The sequence below is a fragment of the Staphylococcus sp. LKG3-1 genome (assembly GCF_048568385.1).
GTDB lineage: Bacteria > Bacillota > Bacilli > Staphylococcales > Staphylococcaceae > Staphylococcus > Staphylococcus saprophyticus.
In genome coordinates, this window is record NZ_CP183796.1 from 1,647,415 (window position 1) to 1,665,738 (window position 18,324).

The 18,324-nt window shown below is 34.2% G+C and carries 21 protein-coding genes and 1 riboswitch; of the genes, 13 read left to right on the top strand and 8 right to left on the bottom strand.

Features of this window, described 5'->3' with window-relative positions; all coding sequences use genetic code 11:
* Nucleotides 1-4: 4 nt before the first annotated feature.
* The 5 genes from ureC to ACM595_RS08255 are packed head-to-tail and all read left to right on the top strand — an operon-like array spanning nucleotide 5 to nucleotide 4,336.
* Nucleotides 5-1,720, top strand: a complete 1,716-nt coding sequence (gene ureC / locus ACM595_RS08235) for an urease subunit alpha (protein WP_002482218.1) — start codon at nucleotides 5-7, stop codon at nucleotides 1,718-1,720.
* A 10-nt stretch (nucleotides 1,721-1,730) separates the two neighbouring features.
* Complete coding sequence (gene ureE / locus ACM595_RS08240; RefSeq protein WP_369078913.1) at nucleotides 1,731-2,183, top strand: urease accessory protein UreE; 453 nt, start codon at nucleotides 1,731-1,733, stop codon at nucleotides 2,181-2,183.
* Nucleotides 2,176-2,865, top strand: coding sequence for an urease accessory protein UreF (locus ACM595_RS08245; protein WP_011302248.1), 690 nt, complete (start codon nucleotides 2,176-2,178; stop codon nucleotides 2,863-2,865). The genes ureE and ACM595_RS08245 overlap by 8 nt, the downstream gene beginning before the upstream one ends.
* A gap of 13 nt (nucleotides 2,866-2,878) precedes the next feature.
* Entirely contained in the window at nucleotides 2,879-3,493 is a 615-nt protein-coding gene (gene ureG, locus ACM595_RS08250; protein WP_002482215.1) for an urease accessory protein UreG, read from the top strand.
* Nucleotides 3,494-4,336: an urease accessory protein UreD gene (locus tag ACM595_RS08255; RefSeq protein ID WP_002482214.1), complete on the top strand. Its 843-nt coding sequence runs from the start codon at nucleotides 3,494-3,496 to the stop codon at nucleotides 4,334-4,336. It abuts the gene before it with no gap.
* Between the two features lie 87 nt (nucleotides 4,337-4,423).
* On the opposite strand, the gene ACM595_RS08260 is transcribed toward ACM595_RS08255, so the two are convergent.
* Nucleotides 4,424-4,630 (bottom strand): hypothetical protein, encoded by a 207-nt coding sequence (locus ACM595_RS08260; protein ID WP_011302246.1) that lies wholly within the window; start codon nucleotides 4,628-4,630, stop codon nucleotides 4,424-4,426.
* Nucleotides 4,631-4,807: 177 nt separating this feature from the next.
* Between ACM595_RS08260 and ACM595_RS08265 the strand changes: the two genes are divergently transcribed.
* The 3 genes from ACM595_RS08265 (at nucleotide 4,808) to ACM595_RS08275 (ending at nucleotide 7,394) form a co-directional block, all read left to right on the top strand.
* Nucleotides 4,808-5,278 (top strand): thioesterase family protein, encoded by a 471-nt coding sequence (locus tag ACM595_RS08265; protein ID WP_037537560.1) that lies wholly within the window; start codon nucleotides 4,808-4,810, stop codon nucleotides 5,276-5,278.
* Between the two features lie 173 nt (nucleotides 5,279-5,451).
* Nucleotides 5,452-6,006 carry a TetR/AcrR family transcriptional regulator gene (locus tag ACM595_RS08270; protein WP_002482211.1) on the top strand — a complete coding sequence of 185 codons (555 nt, stop codon included), beginning with the start codon at nucleotides 5,452-5,454 and terminating at the stop codon, nucleotides 6,004-6,006.
* Between the two features lie 137 nt (nucleotides 6,007-6,143).
* Nucleotides 6,144-7,394, top strand: a complete 1,251-nt coding sequence (locus ACM595_RS08275; protein WP_069821629.1) for an MFS transporter — start codon at nucleotides 6,144-6,146, stop codon at nucleotides 7,392-7,394.
* A gap of 94 nt (nucleotides 7,395-7,488) precedes the next feature.
* Here the strand turns inward: ACM595_RS08275 and ACM595_RS08280 are convergent, their stop codons facing one another.
* Together ACM595_RS08280 and ACM595_RS08285 are read right to left on the bottom strand one after the other, a co-directional pair.
* Nucleotides 7,489-8,637: a bifunctional cystathionine gamma-lyase/homocysteine desulfhydrase gene (locus tag ACM595_RS08280; RefSeq protein ID WP_041079437.1), complete on the bottom strand. Its 1,149-nt coding sequence runs from the start codon at nucleotides 8,635-8,637 to the stop codon at nucleotides 7,489-7,491.
* On the bottom strand, nucleotides 8,634-9,539 hold the full coding sequence (locus ACM595_RS08285) for a PLP-dependent cysteine synthase family protein (protein WP_069821631.1): 906 nt from the start codon (nucleotides 9,537-9,539) through the stop codon (nucleotides 8,634-8,636). The genes ACM595_RS08280 and ACM595_RS08285 overlap by 4 nt, the downstream gene beginning before the upstream one ends.
* 217 nt (nucleotides 9,540-9,756) lie before the next feature.
* On the opposite strand from ACM595_RS08285, the gene ACM595_RS08290 reads away from it, so the two are divergent.
* Entirely contained in the window at nucleotides 9,757-11,046 is a 1,290-nt protein-coding gene (locus ACM595_RS08290) for a homocysteine synthase (RefSeq protein ID WP_069821632.1), read from the top strand.
* Nucleotides 11,047-11,659: 613 nt separating this feature from the next.
* Here ACM595_RS08290 and ACM595_RS08295 read toward each other — a convergent pair.
* The 3 genes from ACM595_RS08295 to ACM595_RS08305 all read right to left on the bottom strand — a co-directional run bounded on the left by ACM595_RS08295 (nucleotide 11,660) and on the right by ACM595_RS08305 (nucleotide 14,551).
* Complete coding sequence (locus tag ACM595_RS08295) at nucleotides 11,660-12,592, bottom strand: lactate/malate family dehydrogenase (RefSeq protein WP_368912773.1); 933 nt, start codon at nucleotides 12,590-12,592, stop codon at nucleotides 11,660-11,662.
* A gap of 43 nt (nucleotides 12,593-12,635) precedes the next feature.
* Entirely contained in the window at nucleotides 12,636-13,454 is an 819-nt protein-coding gene (locus tag ACM595_RS08300; RefSeq protein ID WP_011302237.1) for a MetQ/NlpA family ABC transporter substrate-binding protein, read from the bottom strand.
* Nucleotides 13,455-13,543: 89 nt separating this feature from the next.
* Nucleotides 13,544-13,650, bottom strand: a riboswitch (SAM riboswitch).
* A 145-nt stretch (nucleotides 13,651-13,795) separates the two neighbouring features.
* Nucleotides 13,796-14,551 (bottom strand): CPBP family intramembrane glutamic endopeptidase, encoded by a 756-nt coding sequence (locus ACM595_RS08305; protein WP_194440829.1) that lies wholly within the window; start codon nucleotides 14,549-14,551, stop codon nucleotides 13,796-13,798.
* A gap of 213 nt (nucleotides 14,552-14,764) precedes the next feature.
* On the opposite strand from ACM595_RS08305, the gene panE reads away from it, so the two are divergent.
* The gene (gene panE / locus ACM595_RS08310) at nucleotides 14,765-15,682 is read left to right on the top strand and encodes a 2-dehydropantoate 2-reductase (RefSeq protein ID WP_069821375.1); all 918 of its coding nucleotides are present in this window, start codon (nucleotides 14,765-14,767) and stop codon (nucleotides 15,680-15,682) included.
* A 94-nt stretch (nucleotides 15,683-15,776) separates the two neighbouring features.
* Here panE and ACM595_RS08315 read toward each other — a convergent pair whose 3' ends face one another.
* Together ACM595_RS08315 and ACM595_RS08320 are read right to left on the bottom strand one after the other, a co-directional pair.
* On the bottom strand, nucleotides 15,777-16,553 hold the full coding sequence (locus ACM595_RS08315) for an AraC family transcriptional regulator (RefSeq protein ID WP_069826126.1): 777 nt from the start codon (nucleotides 16,551-16,553) through the stop codon (nucleotides 15,777-15,779).
* An 18-nt stretch (nucleotides 16,554-16,571) separates the two neighbouring features.
* Nucleotides 16,572-17,147, bottom strand: coding sequence for a LysE family translocator (locus tag ACM595_RS08320; RefSeq protein WP_115352825.1), 576 nt, complete (start codon nucleotides 17,145-17,147; stop codon nucleotides 16,572-16,574).
* 147 nt (nucleotides 17,148-17,294) lie between these two features.
* Between ACM595_RS08320 and ACM595_RS08325 the strand changes: the two genes are divergently transcribed.
* The 3 genes from ACM595_RS08325 (at nucleotide 17,295) to ACM595_RS08335 (ending at nucleotide 18,311) form a co-directional block, all read left to right on the top strand.
* The gene (locus ACM595_RS08325) at nucleotides 17,295-17,519 is read left to right on the top strand and encodes a LysR family transcriptional regulator substrate-binding protein (RefSeq protein WP_069821635.1); all 225 of its coding nucleotides are present in this window, start codon (nucleotides 17,295-17,297) and stop codon (nucleotides 17,517-17,519) included.
* Nucleotides 17,520-17,594: 75 nt separating this feature from the next.
* On the top strand, nucleotides 17,595-17,810 hold the full coding sequence (locus ACM595_RS08330) for a hypothetical protein (protein WP_002482197.1): 216 nt from the start codon (nucleotides 17,595-17,597) through the stop codon (nucleotides 17,808-17,810).
* Nucleotides 17,811-17,879: 69 nt separating this feature from the next.
* Nucleotides 17,880-18,311, top strand: a complete 432-nt coding sequence (locus tag ACM595_RS08335; protein WP_419744261.1) for an acyl-CoA thioesterase — start codon at nucleotides 17,880-17,882, stop codon at nucleotides 18,309-18,311.
* Nucleotides 18,312-18,324: the final 13 nt, after the last annotated feature.

The following is an 18,324-nucleotide window of genomic DNA, read 5'->3' on the forward strand; positions in this document are numbered from 1 at the left end:
AAGTATGAGCTTTAAAATGACGCAATCCCAATATACAAGTCTGTATGGACCCACTGTTGGTGATTCTGTAAGATTAGGCGATACAAACTTATTTGCTCGCGTAGAACGTGATTACGCTACATATGGAGATGAAGCTGCATTCGGCGGTGGTAAGTCTATCCGTGATGGTATGGCACAAAATCCAAATGTCACACGTGATGACAAGCAAGTTGCTGATTTAGTCATCACAAATGCGATGATTATTGATTACGATAAGATTGTCAAAGCCGACATCGGCGTTAAAAATGGCTATATCATGAAAATTGGTAAAGCTGGCAATCCAGATATTATGGATAACGTAGATATTATTATTGGTGCTACAACAGACATTATTTCTGCTGAAGGTAAAATCGTAACTGCGGGTGGCATAGATACACATGTCCATTTCATTAACCCTGAACAATCGCAAGTTGCATTAGAAAGTGGTATCACAACACATATCGGTGGCGGTACAGGCGCGTCTGAGGGTACGAAGGCGACAACTGTCACACCTGGACCATGGCACTTACATCGTATGTTACTCGCAGCAGAGTCATTACCGTTGAATATTGGCTTTACTGGTAAAGGGCAAGCTGTAAACCACACAGCTTTAGTCGAACAAATTCACGCTGGTGCAATCGGCTTAAAAGTACATGAAGACTGGGGTGCAACGCCTTCAGCACTTGATCATGCTTTACAAGTCGCAGATGACTATGACGTACAAATCGCGTTGCACGCAGATACGTTAAATGAAGCTGGTTTCATGGAAGAAACAATGGCTGCAGTAAAAGATCGCGTATTGCATATGTATCATACAGAAGGTGCTGGGGGTGGTCATGCGCCCGATTTAATTAAATCTGCTGCGTATGCTAACATTTTACCTTCTTCAACAAATCCGACGTTACCTTATACTGTAAATACAATCGATGAACATTTAGATATGGTTATGATTACCCACCATTTAAATGCATCTATCCCTGAAGATATTGCGTTTGCGGATTCACGTATTCGTAAAGAAACCATTGCAGCTGAAGATGTACTTCAAGATATGGGCGTATTTAGTATGGTAAGTTCTGATTCACAAGCAATGGGACGTGTCGGAGAAGTAATTACCCGTACTTGGCAAGTTGCTCACCGTATGAAAGAACAACGTGGATTATTAGATGGCGACAGTGAATACAATGACAATAATCGTATTAAACGCTATATAGCTAAATATACGATTAACCCAGCCATTACACATGGTATCTCTGACTATGTAGGTTCAATTGATGAAGGTAAATTAGCCGACATCATTCTTTGGGAACCAGCATTCTTTGGCGTTAAACCTGATGTCATCGTTAAAGGCGGTTTAATCAATGCTGCAATCAACGGTGATGCGAATGGCTCTATCCCTACTTCAGAACCTTTAAAATATCGTAAAATGTATGGTCAATTAGGTGGAAATCTCCAAAGTACATCGATGACTTTTGTTTCTACAACTGCTTATGAAAACGATATTGGTAAACTTTTAGGCTTAAAACGCAAATTAAGACCTGTGCACAATATCCGTAAATTAAGTAAAAAAGATATGAAAAACAATAATGCAACACCAGATTTAGACGTTGACCCACAAACATATGAAGTTTTTGTTGATGGAGAGAAAATTACAAGCGAACCTGCTACAGAATTACCATTAACACAACGCTATTTCTTATTCTAGGAGGTAAATCATGATTATCGAAGAAATTGTAGGTAATATCGCTAATCTTTCAGATAGTGAAAAAGGTAAACATATGGAAAAGGTATACCTAGAAAATTCAGATTTAGTAAAAAGAATTCAACGCGTTACAACAGATCATGGTAATGAAATAGGTATCCGTTTAAAACAGCCTATTGATTTACAATACGGCGATATATTATATAAAGATGATAAAAATATGATTGTTGTTGATGTAAATTCTGAAAATTTACTGGTAATCAAACCACGTACATTACAAGAAATGGGAGATATCGCTCATCAACTTGGTAACAGACATTTACCAGCACAATTCACAGAAACTGAAATGCTCGTTCAATATGACTACTTAGTGGAATCTTTATTAAAAGACCTAGGTATTCCTTATGAACATGAAGACCGCAAAGTTAACAAAGCATTCAGACACATAGGACATTCACATGATTGATCATGCACACCTACGCCTGTTTCAATTTTGCGATTCGCAATTCCCAACAGGCGCATTCAGTCATTCATTTGGACTTGAGACATATATCCAGCGTGATACTGTCCATGACGAAGAAAGTTTCCAACAATGGCTTGTGTTATTTTTAAATGAGCAATTAACATATGCAGATGGTTTAACAATGCGTTTAGTGTATGATGCCCTAAATGAAAATGATACAAAAGCAATATTGAAATTAGATCGTATTCTTTTTGTTCAAAACTTACCAAAAGAAACGAGACAAGGTTCAAAACAAATGGGAAATCGCATGGTTAAACTTGCGTCTGAATTATATGATAGCGATTGGATTAATTGGTATCATGCCCAAATGAAAGATAAAAAAGCATCCTTGCATCCTGCAATTTGCTTTACAATGCTTGGTCACCATCTCGGTGTCGATATCGAAACCATCATTGACTATTATCTATATCAAAATGTGTCCAGTCTCACTCAAAATGCCGTTCGTGCAATTCCATTAGGACAAACTGCCGGACAGCGTATTGTTCATAAGATGATTCCAATCATGAAAGAAACAAGAGACCATATCATGACAATTCCTGCGTCACAGCTCGGTATTACAGCACCAGGTTTGGAAATCAATCAAATGGAACATGAAAACGTAAATGTAAGAATTTTTATATCTTAGGAGGACAAGCTTTATGACAGATACAATTAAAATAGGTGTCGGCGGCCCTGTTGGTGCAGGGAAAACGCAACTTATCGAAAAAATTGTCAAACGCTTAGCGAAAGACATGAGTATCGGTGTAATTACAAATGATATCTATACTAAAGAGGATGAGAAAATATTAGTGAATTCAGGTGTCTTACCCGAAGATAGAATCATCGGTGTAGAGACAGGTGGTTGCCCTCATACAGCAATTCGTGAAGATGCGTCAATGAACTTTGCAGCGATTGATGAATTAAAAGAGCGCAATGATGATATTGAACTTATCTTTATAGAATCAGGTGGCGATAACTTAGCTGCTACATTCAGTCCTGAACTTGTCGACTTTTCAATCTATATTATCGATGTTGCCCAAGGGGAAAAAATCCCACGTAAAGGTGGCCAGGGTATGATTAAGTCCGACTTTTTCGTCATTAACAAAACAGATTTAGCACCTTACGTTGGCGCATCATTAGATCGTATGGCAGAAGACACGAAAGTCTTCCGTGGGAAACGACCATTTACTTTTACAAATCTTAAAACAGACGAAGGCTTGGATGAAGTCATACAATGGATTGAACAAGATGTATTTCTTAAAGGATTAGCCTAAATGTCTAACAACAAACAAGCTTGGACAGGACAATTAGATTTATCCGTTTTTAACAATGGTAAAAAATCTGTTGCTAGAGATGTCTTTTTTGAAAAAGCCTTAAAAGTCATGCGTCCAGTCTATCTAAATCAATCTGATATCCCCACCTTCTATATCGTCAACGTAGGTGGCGGATACTTAGATGGTGACCGCTATACGATGAATTTTAATATTGATTCTGATGCTAAAGTTATATTAACTTCACAAGGTGCCACAAAAATTTATAAAACATTGAATGATCATGTCGAGCAATACCAAACCTTTAATATAAAAAATAATGGTTATGCTGAATATGTTGGTGATCCCATTATAGCCTTTGAAAACGCTAAATTTTATCAACACAATGTATTCAATTTGGAATCAACTGCTTCCCTATTCTATACAGATATTCTTACGCCAGGCTATTCCAAATCAGACAAACGCTTTAGTTATACGTATATGCACTTACTAAACGAAATATATGTAGATGATGCATTGGTAACGTTTGATAATATGTTACTCGATCCACAGAAACAAAATGTAGATGGTCTAGGTTATATGGAAGATTATACGCACCTTGGTTCTTGTTATTTCATCCACCCTAGCGTAAATCAAAAATTTATTGAACAAGTTTATGAGGAAATTAAACACTTCCAACATAAATATGACTGTCGTTTTGGTATCACACATTTACCAACTCACGGTTTCAGCCTTCGTATCTTATCTAATAAAACACAAGTGATTGAAAGTATCATAACTGCAGTTCAATGTTATGTCGTCAAACAAATCTTTGACCGTGATGTAGATTTTTTAAGAAAGTATTAGTTTTAAAAAAAAGGGCTGGAATCATTTCCAGTCCTTTTTATTATGAATATGCGTTCAGTTATATTATTAACGTTCAAAGTCTATTTCTTAAATCAGGTTAAGTAGCCAAACTAAGCTTGCTACAAATAATACAATGGTAATGAGATAGATGGTTAACTTTTGTCCTTTAGTTAATGCTTTTTCTTCTTTTGTAAACAAACTAAACATGGTACCATCTTTGCCCATTAATAATGTAATAGAATAAATAAGAAAGACAATAGAAATAATGAATAATATTAAGGCAACCAATACCATATATGTCCCCCTTTTCCAGTTGTAAATTTTTCTAGTAAGCTAAATATCATACTATCTTACATTATGGATTTTATAAAGAATTAACTATTTTTAAGCCTCGTAAAACAAATTGTTAACTCTGTTCATACATAATTGATACAATAGTACAGGCTTATAAAAAATAAAGGAGTGATTTTTGTGACAGATGAATATATCTATAAAAATACGGTACAGCCATCTTGGATAGACAATAATAATCATATGCATGATGCGCAATATTATTCCATTTTCAGTGATGCTGTTGTAGGCTTTTTTGAATCTATCGATTTCTCTACAGATTATCGTCATAGTCAAGATGTGACAATGTTCAGCATAGAAGCGCATATTTCATTTTTAAAAGAACTTTTACTCGATGAATCCTTCTATATTAAAGTACATATTTACGATTACGATGCCAAAAGAGTACATTTATTCTTAACAATGTATAATAGCAACGATGAACGCAATGCAACATATGAAGCCATTATGATGGGTGTTGGCAATGAAACAAGACGAAGCATGGACTTTCCTAAACCCATCCAAGAAAAAATCAAACACTATTTTGATCAACAAAACACTTTCGACGTACCTAAACAACTCGGACATGTCATCGGCATTCCAAAGAAATAGCTACGCTTAGTTACGACAACTAAATCATGCAAATATCATTCGACGCTATTAGTAAAGCTCAATACACTTTATAATCAGATAAGTGTATTGAGCTTTACGCTTTTTTTGACATTCTCATTGTGCGTTGCTAGAATTAAATAGAATGACCATTCTACTTTGAAAGTGTGAGATATATGTCACAAAAGAAACAAGATATCTTGAGTGTAGCAGAACGCCTATTTTATGAATATGGTTTTAAAGGTGTAGGTTTGAAGCAAATTATACAAGAAGCTAATGTCGCAACGATGACGCTATATAATCATTTTGAATCTAAAGATAACTTAGTGGCTCAAGTACTGAAACAGCGTGAAACACGTTATTGGCACTATCTAGACAGTCACGTTGAACAACATCCTGAAAAACCTTTTATATCAGCAGTCACGGCGCATTGTCAGTGGTTAAATGATTATTCGTATAAAGGTGATATGTTTATGCGTGCTATTGAGGATTATGCAGACACGGATAATGAGATTGAAAGTACAGCAAGAGGTCACAAAGAAAGACTGTTACATTATTTAGAAAAACTTGCTGATGATGCTGGTATTGAAAATGGTTATGATTTAGCCGTTCAATATACTTTGCTTTTAGAAGGTACAACTTCTATGACTGCTTTATTAGGTTCTAAAGATGCGACTTCGCATGCTATCACAATGGCCAAGTTATTATTAAATGAAGCACATAATCAATAATTCCAAACGAGTTTGAAGTATTTTAATACAAAATGCACTTACTCGTTATCTTTAGCGCAAAAGTAGAATGAACATTCTATATATTTTTTGGTTCTAAGTAGAATGAACATTCTATCTATAAAAGGAGGTTCCTATTAATGAAATTTTCAAAACTTGTATTCCCTGGTATTGCTATGATCGCAACGACCTATGGATTAGGCCGTTTTAGTTTTGGTCTCTTTTTACCAGACATTACTAATGATTTATCTTTATCTGCATCTCAAGCTGGTCTAATTTCGTCTTTATTTTATTTAGCGTATTGTTTTACAATCGTTTATTCAACTTTACAGACAGATACGATTGGTCCAAAACGTATGATTATACTTGCTGGCATCTCTGTAGTCATTGGTTTGATTACTATTGGCGTATCAAGCAATGCAATCATTCTATCTATCGGTGTTATTTTTACAGGTGCAAGCACCGGTCTCGTTTCTCCTCCGTATGGCTATACCATTTCGTTGTGGATTAATCTTCAAGATCAAGGTAAAGCAAATACTTGGATTAATTCAGGAACGAGTATGGGTTTAATGTTTACTGGTATAACAGCAATGCTTGTATTTTTAGATTGGCGTCATACTTATTTAATATATGCTTTAATTGCATTGGTTGTTTTATTTTGGAACTATATCGTCATACCGAAGCTTCAAAAAGATATTAAAATTCATACAGGTAGTCTTAATATTAGAGATATTTCTGCGAGCACACGTATCGTCACTGCCTCTACACTGCTCGGTATATCTACAGCACCATTTTGGACTTTCTCAAAATCCTTTGTCCAATTAACAGGCAATTATTCAGATATAGCACTCTCTATTTTTTGGATTTTAATTGGCATATTTGGTGTAGTTGGTGGTATTTCTGGTTCAATTATCGATAAAAAAGAGATTCATTTCGCGTTTAATTTTGGCGTTATTGCATTAGCATGCGCTAGTGTATTATTAGCATTCACGCCAAGCATTTGGTTACTGCCATTTGTTGCGTCATCACTATTCGGCCTGAGTTATATTTTCTTAACCGGTGTTTTACTGGTTTGGGGAATCAAACTGTTTGTCAAAAATGCTTCTCTTGGCATAGGCATACCTTTTTTACTTCTAGCGGTTGGACAAGTCATAGGTTCATCTATCGCTGGTATTGTAATTGATATACTTAATTATCAATATAGCTTTATCATTTTTGGCATTATCGGACTGATTCCATTACTCATTTATCCTAAAGTAGAGGTTACAGAAAACAAAATACCGAAAGGTCGTTATAGTAAATTACAAAAAACTAACTCAGATATACTTAACGATACTTACGCACAACATCAAACTTCAAACTCAAATAATGATGAATATAACCATATATAAAAAGGGAATAAGCCTGAAATCAATAATTCTAAATTGATTTCAGCTTATTCCCAACTTATGCCTATATGCATATCATTTCTTTTTGAAATTTATACTATTTATCTAATGCGTTTAATGATTGTTCTAGATCCTCGACTAAATCTTTTGTATCTTCAATACCTACTGATAAACGTACTAATCCGTCGGCGATGCCTTCTTTTTCACGAATATCTTTAGGAATTGAAGCATGTGTCATTAATGCAGGTACTGAAATTAAACTTTCAACAGCACCTAAACTCTCAGCTAAAGTGAAATAATGTGATTCACTGATTACTTTTTTAGCACTTTCTATGTCAGCGACTTCAAATGCGACAACACCTGTATGGCCCTCGGATTGTGCTTCATGAATATCATGATTTAAATGATCTGAGATACTTGGATGGAATACCTGTTTCACTGCTGAATGTTGTTGTAACATATCAATGATAGCAAGCGTATTACGTTGGACCTGTTCCATGCGTAATCCAAGCGTTTTTATGCCACGAATCAATAAATAACTATCTTGAGGTCCAAGCACGCCACCAGTTGAGTTCTGAATAAATCCTAAACGTTCAGCTAATTCAGCGTCACTTGTTGCTACTAATCCAGCGACAACATCGCTATGACCACCAATATATTTTGTTGCTGAATGTAAGACAATATCAATACCCAATGTTAATGGATTTTGGAAATATGGTGTCATAAATGTATTATCGACAACCGAAATTAAATGATGCTTTTTAGCAATTTCTGCTGATTTTTTAATATCAGTGACACGTAATAAAGGATTAGACGGCGTTTCAATGTATAACATTTTCGTTTCAGGTTTAATATATTGTTCAACAACTTCTATATTTGTCGTATCGATAAACTCAGCATCAATACCAAATCTATTAAACACTTTTGTTAAAGCTCTATAAGTACCACCATACACATCTGAATTGATGAGTAAATGGTCACCTTTATCTAATAACATAATAACTGCTGAAATAGCTGCCATACCTGAACCAAATGCAAAACCACTTTCACCTTGCTCTAAATCTGCAATCAACCCCTCTAAAGCACTACGTGTTGGATTTGCCGAACGTGAATATTCATATCCCTGTCTCATATCGCCAATACCATCTTGCATATACGTACTTGTTTGATAGATTGGCGTTGTAACTGCACCTGTATACGGATCTGTTGTTTGTCCACCATGAATTAATTGTGTTTTTTTATTCATTTGATTGTCTCCTTATAATTTAAAATTTGTTTTGACATATATCGATCACTGCCATCTGGAAAAATGGTTACAATGACACCTTTATTAATATGTTTTTTAATTTCTAGAGCGCCTTGCAATGCTGCTCCAGAAGAACTACCTACTAAAAGACCTTCTTGTCTTGCTAATAATTTAACATTTTGAAAAGCGGCGTCATCACTCACTTTTATAATATCTGACACCAATGCTCTAGGTAGAAACGATGGCCATTTTTCTGAACCGATTCCTTCAATATCATGACTATGCGCATTACCGCCACTTAAAATAGAGCCTTCTGGTTCTACGATGACACTTTCGGTACGATATGATGCTGCTAAATGTTCAGCAACACCAGCAAAAGTCCCTCCTGAACCAACACCACCTACAAAATAATCAATATCTTTAAGCTTATCTGTTATTTCTTTTCCTATTGTAGATTTATAGGTCTCAGGATTGCGATAAGATTCGAATTGATTTAAATAATACGCACCAGTTTGCAGTTCATAATCACGTGCGGCCTTTTGTGCACCTGCCATGCCTAAAGTTTGATCTGTTCTGATGACTTCAGCACCTAACGCTTTTATAATTGATATCTTTTCTTCAGAAAAACCTTCAGGTGCAAAAATCACAGCACTAACGCCATAATGGTTAGCAGCAATTGCAACGCCAATCCCTGTATTTCCTGCAGACGCCTCTACAACGACATCACCTTTTTGGATTATATTCTCTCTTATTGCTGTTTCGATTAAATGTTTTCCCAATCGATCTTTCACACTACCACCAGGATTATACTGTTCTAACTTGGCATAAATTTGTACATCTTTATTACTAAATGACTCCAACAATACTAATGGCGTATTTCCAATTAAATCAAAAGCAATCATTATTTCCCTCCATAATGCCTTTCTCTCCACAATACCTTACTATACCGATAAGAATTATAAATCCTTTTGTTCTTATTTGCAATCATTTCATTTTCAAGATAATAAAGTATAATAATATAATTCCTACTTTTTTAGTAAGCATACTTGAAATAGCCAATTAGCTCTTGTATAGTTTTAATTATCAGAAAATTTAGAAATTATATGGAGGTTTTATCATATGACTCAAACCCCTTGGCATTTAGATACTTTAGCTATTCATGGCGGGCAAGTAGTAGATGATTTTTCAAAAGCACGTGCTGTACCAATTTATCAGACATCTAGTTATGTCTTTGATAATACTGAACATGCGAGAAAGTTATTTGCTTTAGAGGAAGATGGCAATATTTATACAAGAATTATGAACCCTACACAAAATGTTTTTGAAGAACGGATTGCAGCATTAGAAGGTGGTGTAGGTGCTTTAGCTACATCTTCTGGACAAGCAGCCATACATTTAGCACTTTTAAATATTGTAGAAAGTGGCGATGAAATTGTTGCTTCGTCAAATTTATATGGAGGTACCTATAACCTTTTAAATATCACCTTTAAAAAACTAGGTATTAAAGTCCATTTTGTAGATCCTAGTCATCCAGATAATTTCAAAAATGCAATAACAGATAAAACAAAAGCAGTATATGCTGAAACCATTGGGAACCCACGCATTGATGTGTTAGATATTGAAGCTGTAGCCGATATCGCACACAATCATAACATTCCTTTAATTGTTGATAACACATTCCCAACACCTTACTTATTGCGTCCTTTTGAATTTGGAGCAGATATCATAGTACATTCAGCCACTAAATTCATTGGTGGCCATGGTACTTCCATTGGTGGCGTAATCGTAGATAGTGGAAAATTCAATTGGGATAATGGAAAATTCCCAGGTTTAGTAGAACCCGATGAAAGTTATCATGGTATTTCTTATACTAAAGATGTTGGCGAAGCTGCCTATATTACTAAAGCACGTGTACAGTTGTTACGTGATTTAGGTTCTGCAGTATCACCCTTTAATGTCCATGAATTCTTAATAGGTTTAGAAACACTACACTTACGCTTAGAACGACACTCTGAAAATGCTTTACGTGTCGCACAATATTTAGAACAACATCCAAAAGTAACTTGGGTCAACTATCCAGGTTTAGAAAATAACGCTTATCATCAACTCGCTCAAAAATATTTACCTGATGGCCAAGGTGCTATATTGACCTTTGGCATAGATGGTGCGGTAGACGATATCGCCAAATTTGTTGACGGTTTAAATCTATTTTCCCACTTAGCGAATGTAGGTGATTCAAAATCATTAATCATTCATCCAGCTAGTACTACACATTTACAATTATCACCAGAAGATCAAAAAGCTTCCGGCGTAGTACCAGAACTAGTTAGATTGTCTGTAGGTACCGAAAACATTAATGATATTATTGCTGATCTCGATAACGGTTTTAAAGAATCACTTGGAAATTAATGTTAAAAATTTCCTTAGTGATTCTTATGCAAAAGATTTTCTTTTGTATTCCTTAATTTCACTTGGAAATTAATGTTAAAAATTTCCTTAGTGATTCTTATGCAAAAGATTTTCTTTTGTATTCCTTAATTTCACTTGGAAATTAATGTTAGAAATTTCCTTAGTGATTCTTATGCAAAAGATTTTCTTTTGTATTCCTTAATTTCACTTGGAAATTAATGTTAGAAATTTCTTTAGTGATTCTTATGCAAAAGATTTTTTTTGTATTCATTAATTTCACTTGGAAATTAATGTTACGAATTTCCTTAGTGATTCTTATGCAATATTACTACGTTTATGATGTAACGCTAAAGTGTGACATCACACATACTCATAAAAAAGGCAGGGCCATATCACTATGGCCCTGCCTTTTTTACACGTCTCAGAATACTTACCTCACACAAACCGAAGCCTAACCTCAGTGTAATTTCCTACAACCTTCTATTCATCGCTATATTTAAGTATATTGTAGCCATTACCGGATTGATAAACAGGATAAGCATTTATTTTAAATATAAAAAACACGCATTCAAAAGAAAATATCTAATGAATGCGTGTTTGAATGTTTTAATCGCTATTGTTGTGCTGTATGAATCGTTTGTCTAATATATTCATATGCTTCTTTAAGTTGGCGTTCTTCTTCTTTGTCTAATGTTATCGCAAATCTTTGAACAATACCCTTTTTATCTATTAATGTTGGTAAACTAAATGCACCATCTTCTAAGCCATATTCTGCACTCAGGGAAGTCAATGGTGTAATTGTTCTCTGATCCAATGCAATGGACTGTATCAAAAATGATGTCACTTTTGATATCGCTGCGTTGGTCCACCCTTTTTGATAAAAAACATCCATCGACACTTCGTTGATAATGGACGAGATGTGTGACTTATCAATTGCTGGACGATCACTTAATGCCTCAAATTCCGATAGTTCCATACCATGAATATGCACTTTACTCCATACGGGGATTGCATGTTGACCATGTTCCCCAATGACAAAAGCTTCCACATTATTTGGATCAATTTGATAATGATCGGCTATAATTGTTTTAAATCTTGATGTCTCTAGAGCCGTACCCGTACCAATAATTTTATGGGCTGGGTAATCTATTTGATTTGCAAAGTAAACCATAGAATCTACAGGATTAGATATCAGAATCACAACCGCCTCTTGCGTCACTTCAGCTATTTGGGACATTATGCCCTTAATGATGCCGTGATTTCCTTGCGCTAATAATGTACGGTCACCATTATTTTTATCGGTTGCTTCACTCGCAGCTATGACGATAAAGTCTGCATCCGTTAAGTCTTGATAGACACCGCTACGAATCTTGATATGTGCAGTATTTATCAGTCCTTGCGAGTGACTATGGTCAAGTGCTTCACCACTTGCCACGTCCGCTCTATCATCAATTAAAATAATCTCTGAAAACAAATTCAGTTGCTGTACATCTGTAAGTACTTGCGTACCCACTTTTCCTAAACCAATAATACCTAGCTTAGACATAATCGAATCACCTTCCTCTTCAATCTATATATTACATGATTATTTATTTTTCATACGGAATAACATCTTGTCCATATTTATCAGTTATAAATTTCTTCATCTCTTTAGATTGTAAAACTTTCATAAGTTCTTTGAATTTTTTATCGTTTTTATGTCCTTCTTGTACGGCAACAATATTTGCAAATGGTGATGATTTTCCTTCTATAGCAATTGCATCTTTATGTGGTGTTAGACCATTATCAATCGCATAATTAGAATTCATTATCACTGCTGCGCCTTCTTTACTATTATAAGTTTTAGGTAAGAATTCCGCACCTTGCTTGTTATTAAATTTCAAATCTTTTTTATTTTCTACAATGTCATCAAACTTAGCATCTTCAATACTGACACCTTTTTTAATTTTGATTAAGCCTTTATCAACAAAGAATGACAAGAAACGACCTTCTTCAGCAGGATTGTTTGATACATAAATGGTAGAACCTTTAGGGATATCTTTAATGTCTTTATATTTTTTACTATAAACGCCCATCGGTGTCGTGAACACTTTCCCGGCTTCTTCTATTTTATAATTATGGTCTTTCTTTTCTGCTTTAAGATACGGTGTATGTTGAAATGCATTCGCATCAACATCTCCTTTATCTAATAATTTATTAGGAACCTTATAATCATTAACTGTTTTTATTTTTAAATCATAGCCTTTCTTTTTCATTTCTTCTTTTGCATGTTCAAGTACGACGCCATGGGGGGCTGGCGAAGCAGCAATCGTAATTTCCTTATCCTCTTTTTCACCATTCGATTTACCACATGCTGCTAGTATAATCGTTAACACAAACAATGAACCTAAAATAAACCATTTTCTCATAATACTTTCACTCCTTAAAAATTTGTTTCAACGTACTTATATGTATAAAAAAACTTTCTCTTAATAAATCAAGAGAAAGTTTGCACTTTCTCTCATCTCCAAAAGTTAAATAACTTTTTGTGACTTAGCACCATTTCGAAAAATCGACGGTTGCTGGGTTTCATCGGGCACATCCCTCCACCACTCTTGATAAGAGTCAATCATATGTATGTTTAGTGGTTTAATCCTAGCATTATGCTCAAGATTAGTCAATGAGTTTTTAGAAAATTCTAAACACTAACACGATAAAATATACCTGTCCTTCACAAAGAAGACAGGTATATCACTAAGAATTATGTAAATTACATGATAATCATGAAAATATACGCTAATAAATTATTCAAAGCATGTAACGCAATGGCTACAGCTAAACTACGCTGCGATTTCATATATACATATACAATACCAACTGCTATGGCAAGATACATCACAATTTCTAATGGAGATTTAGCTTCTGTTACATGTAAAGATGCAAACACAATAATTGAAATAACAGACATAACATAGAAATTTAATTTCTTTCCTAATTCGCCAATAATTAAATGTCTAAATAAAAATTCTTCTGTCATTGGTGCAATAATTACAATTGAGAAAAAAGCTAATATGGTTGATACAGGCGTAGCAAACATTTCCTCCACCATTTTGTCATTTTGTGTTTCTTCAAATTTCCAATGTTCTGGTGCGAATGCATTTACTAAATATGGATAAATTTCTTTAAACACTATAATAACGATAAATGTAATGACAATGAGTTTCCAGTGTTGCTTAATATTTTGTAGCCCCTGTTTCCACGATTGTCTAAATGAATGTCTATGGAATAAAATCCATAACGCGAATATAATTATAAAGGCAATCATTTCCATTAATATGCCTGGCGTACCTGAAAAGTTAGCATTAAAGTTAGCGTTATTTTTCCCTTGCGTTTCATTGATTCCGATAATGATTGTTAAGATGACTATAGATAAACAAAAATTACCTATCAAATAAATAAACGGTAGTAGAAAATCTCTCCCTTGTATATCTTTCCACTGATACTTATGATCATTTTTAAACGACATTGGAACCCCTCCATGTTTGTAATTAGTGAACACTTATTACATTGCACAACCTTTATTGATTTCAAACATATATTTAAAAATAAAATATATTGTAACAACTACATCTATTGAATTATTTGAAAATTATTTTCATATGCGTATATGCCCCTCAAATGTGGTATATATACATCAATTAACAAATCAACACACATAGCGTATAAGGAGTTGTATTCAATGCGTATATTAGTATTAGGTGCTGGCGGTATCGGAGGCTATTTTGGAGGCAGATTAGCCGAAAGCGGACAGAACGTGACATTCTTAGTAAGACCCAAACGCAAGTCATTTTTAGAAAGAAATGGATTAGCCATCCACAGTGAGCAGGGAGATTATCATTTCAATCCTCAACTCATTACAAAAGACGATCGCGTAGCGCCTTTCGATGTTATTTTACTTTCTTCTAAATCCTATCATTTAGAGCAAGCCATGACAGATTTGAAGCCATTTGTCGATGGTCATACTGCCATCATTCCATTATTAAACGGTGTCGCACATATTCCACAATTACAATCTATCTTTGGTAGAGACAAAGTTATGGGTGGCTATTGTGTGATAGAAACAACATTAGATAGTATGGGAGAAATCATACAAACAAGCCCTTTTGATAAACTCTTTTTTGGAGAACTAGATGGAAGTAAAAGTGAACGCGCACAAAAAATTGCACAAGCATTTTCTGAAACAAAGGCAGAATTCAAATTAAGCACTTCAATCGAGCAAGGCATGTGGCACAAATATTTAATGATTACTGTGTTATCCAGTATCACAACATTAATGCATGCGCCTATTGGTCCTATTCGAGACAGTGATGGTGGCATTAACTTCGTTCGCTCTTTATACAATGAAGTCGCTTCGATAATGCGTGCACATCGAGCGCCACTCGCAGACGATATTGTATCACAATATATGACATCATTTGATCAGTTATCATACCATTTTAAGACTTCTATGCAACGTGACATGGAAAAAGGATTAAATATTGAAACAGATCACTTACAAGGTTATTTATTAAACTTAGCCGATACGTACCAAATTGACGCCCCATTACTTAAATGCGTCTACCAAAACCATAAAGTCTATAAAGAAATGCTTAAATAATATAAACAGATCACACATCTGAAATACAACAGCGCATGTCATCTTTATTATGAGATGACATGCGCTGTTTAAAGTTAAGTCGATAAATGCAATATTATTTTAGTTTTGACATATATTGATAAGCTGTTACGCCATATCGATATTTAAATACCTTATTTAAATGCGCTAAATCTACGAAAGCACATTCTGCTATAGCAAGATATACATCTTTACTCTTTTCTATGATATGCTTAGCAACTTCAGCTTTATAATTTATATAGTACTGATACGGTGTTATCCCTGTTTGTTGCTTAAAAAATCTTATAAATTGATACTTTGATAAATTTAATTCGCTACAGATGAAATCTAATTTAAACGAAGTTGAAACATTATTTTTAATAATGTCTTTTGCTAATTTTAATTTAACATTATCAACATTAAATTCATCATAATAAGTATCTATTTTCAAACCATCCACAAGGTTTTGAAAATGTTCATAACAAATTACATCATCTGATCCATTAAAAATAGAATTAGCTAATTGCAATATGTTTTGTGCTATTTTGTTATTATAAACAATCGGCTCTTTAAATTGAACCATATGTTTTTGATTTGTAGCTTCTAATAATTGTTCTGGTTTGATATAGAGCATGATATACTCCAAGCCTTGTACACCATTAGACATACCATCGTGGTTTTCTTCTGGATTAAAAAACATAACCCCATTTTGATAGGACTGTTTTCGTTCTCCTTTTAAATGATATCCTTGAATGCCTTTTAAGGTCACACCTATGCTATATTCTTGATGTGAATGCTTTTTATAGGTGAAATCATCCATTTTGACCTCTAAGGCCGTTATGCCAATTGCATTTTTAAAATTAAATTCATTCATCTAAACACTTCCTAAACATCATACCCACACTATAATAGCTGCATATAATAAAAATAGTGCCATGGTTATATTAACAATCATTTCATGTTTCTGTATAAAAGTCTTAAGCAAAGTTCCAAAAAATATCCAAAAACTAAATGAAATTAGCGCAATGATTGAAGTCATAATAACATAAATTGAAATCATTAGCGTGGACGGCTGATTCACTAATACAAAGGTGGGAATGACAGTCATTGTAAATGTCACCACTTTGGGATTTAAAAATTGTAAAGCAAAGCCTGAATAAAATGTTCCAATATCATTTTCCACTTTATTTTCGCTATGCTTTCTGAAAAGCGTATAAATCAAATATAACATATAGATACTACCGATTAATTTCATAAATAATAAAAAGCTAGGCATCTTTTCTGATAAAAAAATGTTCACAACAGTAGATATGATGAGTAAAAAGACGAATGCCGTAATAGCACCATAGGTATATTGAATGCCACCTTTCAACCCTTTATTTCTAATCGTATTCAAAATATCTATATTAGTTGGACCTGGAGTCATTGTTATCAAAAAAGTATACATAATGAAAGGTAATAAATTCATTACTAAACGCACCTCACTAAACTAATTATGCATACCATTATATTGATGCTTCAGGTTACAGATATAGTACATTATTGCAATAAGCATATGCATTATGGTTACTTACACTTTAAATTCCAATTATCTTTGCCTTATCGTTGAACTGCATTGATTGCATCTATCAGTGCATGTCTAAACCCATTTTTTTCTAATGCAGCTACTGCCTTATTGGCTCAATTGCAGCAAGATGACATTGATTTAGTCATAGGTGAACAAACAGAACTTCAAGAAGGCATCTGCTATGAATATTGGTTTGACGAACCATTCGAACTAGTATTTTCAAAAAATCACCCTCTAGCTCAATCAGAAACAATCAATTTGAATGATTTGTAGCAACAACATTTTTATCTATTAGAACCTCCAGGTGATACATTTGATTTTAAAAAGAACCAAATTGACCCAAAACAAATGGATTTGTCCTATGTTAAAGATAGAGAGTCTATCATGAACTTTATTGCAACAAGTGATAGTGTGGCCATTTGCCCACAATCCTATATGAAAAAAGTTAACAGTGATATTTATACACACATTCAATTACCTAACGCCTCGCGCACCATTGGTATCTATGCCAAAAAGCAATATCATATTGATAATTTTTTTAATATCCTTCAAATTTCTAAATAAAATATGATGTAAACGCTTTAATTATAGGGTATAGCATTACATGAGCTTAAATAATTGGAGGAATTGATAATGTCATCTAAACATAATTTTGATAAAGCGACAGAACTCACAATACAATCCTCAGGTGTTTATCGTGGGCAAACATCTGAGTCTTACGCCAATATGGTTGGACCTTTTGGTGGTGTCATTGCTTCTACATTATTACGTGCTGTATTAGATCATGATGAAAGATTAGGAGATCCTATTTCATTAACAATCAACTATGCTGCCCCAGTAGCGAATGGCGACTTTAAAATCGTTGCCACACCGAGCAGAACCAATCGCTCAACACAACATTGGTATATTGAACTTACACAAAATGAACAAATCATAATTACTGGTACTGCAGTTACAGCAAACAGACGTGATACATGGTCTTCTACAGAGTTATCCTTTCCAGACGTTCCAAATCCAGATCAAATTGAACCAACACCTTTAGATAGTGCACCGCCATGGGCATAAAATTATGAAATTA

Bases quoted from the DNA above. Each gene is read 5' to 3' on its own strand.
- ureC (WP_002482218.1), top strand. From the start codon at position 5: ATGAGCTTTAAAATGACGCAATCCCAATATACAAGTCTGTATGGACCC.
- ureE (WP_369078913.1), top strand. From the start codon at position 1,731: ATGATTATCGAAGAAATTGTAGGTAATATCGCTAATCTTTCAGATAGT.
- ACM595_RS08245 (WP_011302248.1), top strand. From the start codon at position 2,176: ATGATTGATCATGCACACCTACGCCTGTTTCAATTTTGCGATTCGCAA.
- ureG (WP_002482215.1), top strand. From the start codon at position 2,879: ATGACAGATACAATTAAAATAGGTGTCGGCGGCCCTGTTGGTGCAGGG.
- ACM595_RS08255 (WP_002482214.1), top strand. From the start codon at position 3,494: ATGTCTAACAACAAACAAGCTTGGACAGGACAATTAGATTTATCCGTT.
- ACM595_RS08260 (WP_011302246.1), bottom strand. From the start codon at position 4,630: ATGGTATTGGTTGCCTTAATATTATTCATTATTTCTATTGTCTTTCTT.
- ACM595_RS08270 (WP_002482211.1), top strand. From the start codon at position 5,452: ATGTCACAAAAGAAACAAGATATCTTGAGTGTAGCAGAACGCCTATTT.
- ACM595_RS08275 (WP_069821629.1), top strand. From the start codon at position 6,144: ATGAAATTTTCAAAACTTGTATTCCCTGGTATTGCTATGATCGCAACG.
- ACM595_RS08280 (WP_041079437.1), bottom strand. From the start codon at position 8,637: ATGAATAAAAAAACACAATTAATTCATGGTGGACAAACAACAGATCCG.
- ACM595_RS08285 (WP_069821631.1), bottom strand. From the start codon at position 9,539: ATGATTGCTTTTGATTTAATTGGAAATACGCCATTAGTATTGTTGGAG.
- ACM595_RS08290 (WP_069821632.1), top strand. From the start codon at position 9,757: ATGACTCAAACCCCTTGGCATTTAGATACTTTAGCTATTCATGGCGGG.
- ACM595_RS08295 (WP_368912773.1), bottom strand. From the start codon at position 12,592: ATGTCTAAGCTAGGTATTATTGGTTTAGGAAAAGTGGGTACGCAAGTA.
- ACM595_RS08300 (WP_011302237.1), bottom strand. From the start codon at position 13,454: ATGAGAAAATGGTTTATTTTAGGTTCATTGTTTGTGTTAACGATTATA.
- ACM595_RS08305 (WP_194440829.1), bottom strand. From the start codon at position 14,551: ATGTCGTTTAAAAATGATCATAAGTATCAGTGGAAAGATATACAAGGG.
- panE (WP_069821375.1), top strand. From the start codon at position 14,765: ATGCGTATATTAGTATTAGGTGCTGGCGGTATCGGAGGCTATTTTGGA.
- ACM595_RS08315 (WP_069826126.1), bottom strand. From the start codon at position 16,553: ATGAATGAATTTAATTTTAAAAATGCAATTGGCATAACGGCCTTAGAG.
- ACM595_RS08320 (WP_115352825.1), bottom strand. From the start codon at position 17,147: ATGAATTTATTACCTTTCATTATGTATACTTTTTTGATAACAATGACT.
- ACM595_RS08330 (WP_002482197.1), top strand. From the start codon at position 17,595: ATGGATTTGTCCTATGTTAAAGATAGAGAGTCTATCATGAACTTTATT.
- ACM595_RS08335 (WP_419744261.1), top strand. From the start codon at position 17,880: ATGTCATCTAAACATAATTTTGATAAAGCGACAGAACTCACAATACAA.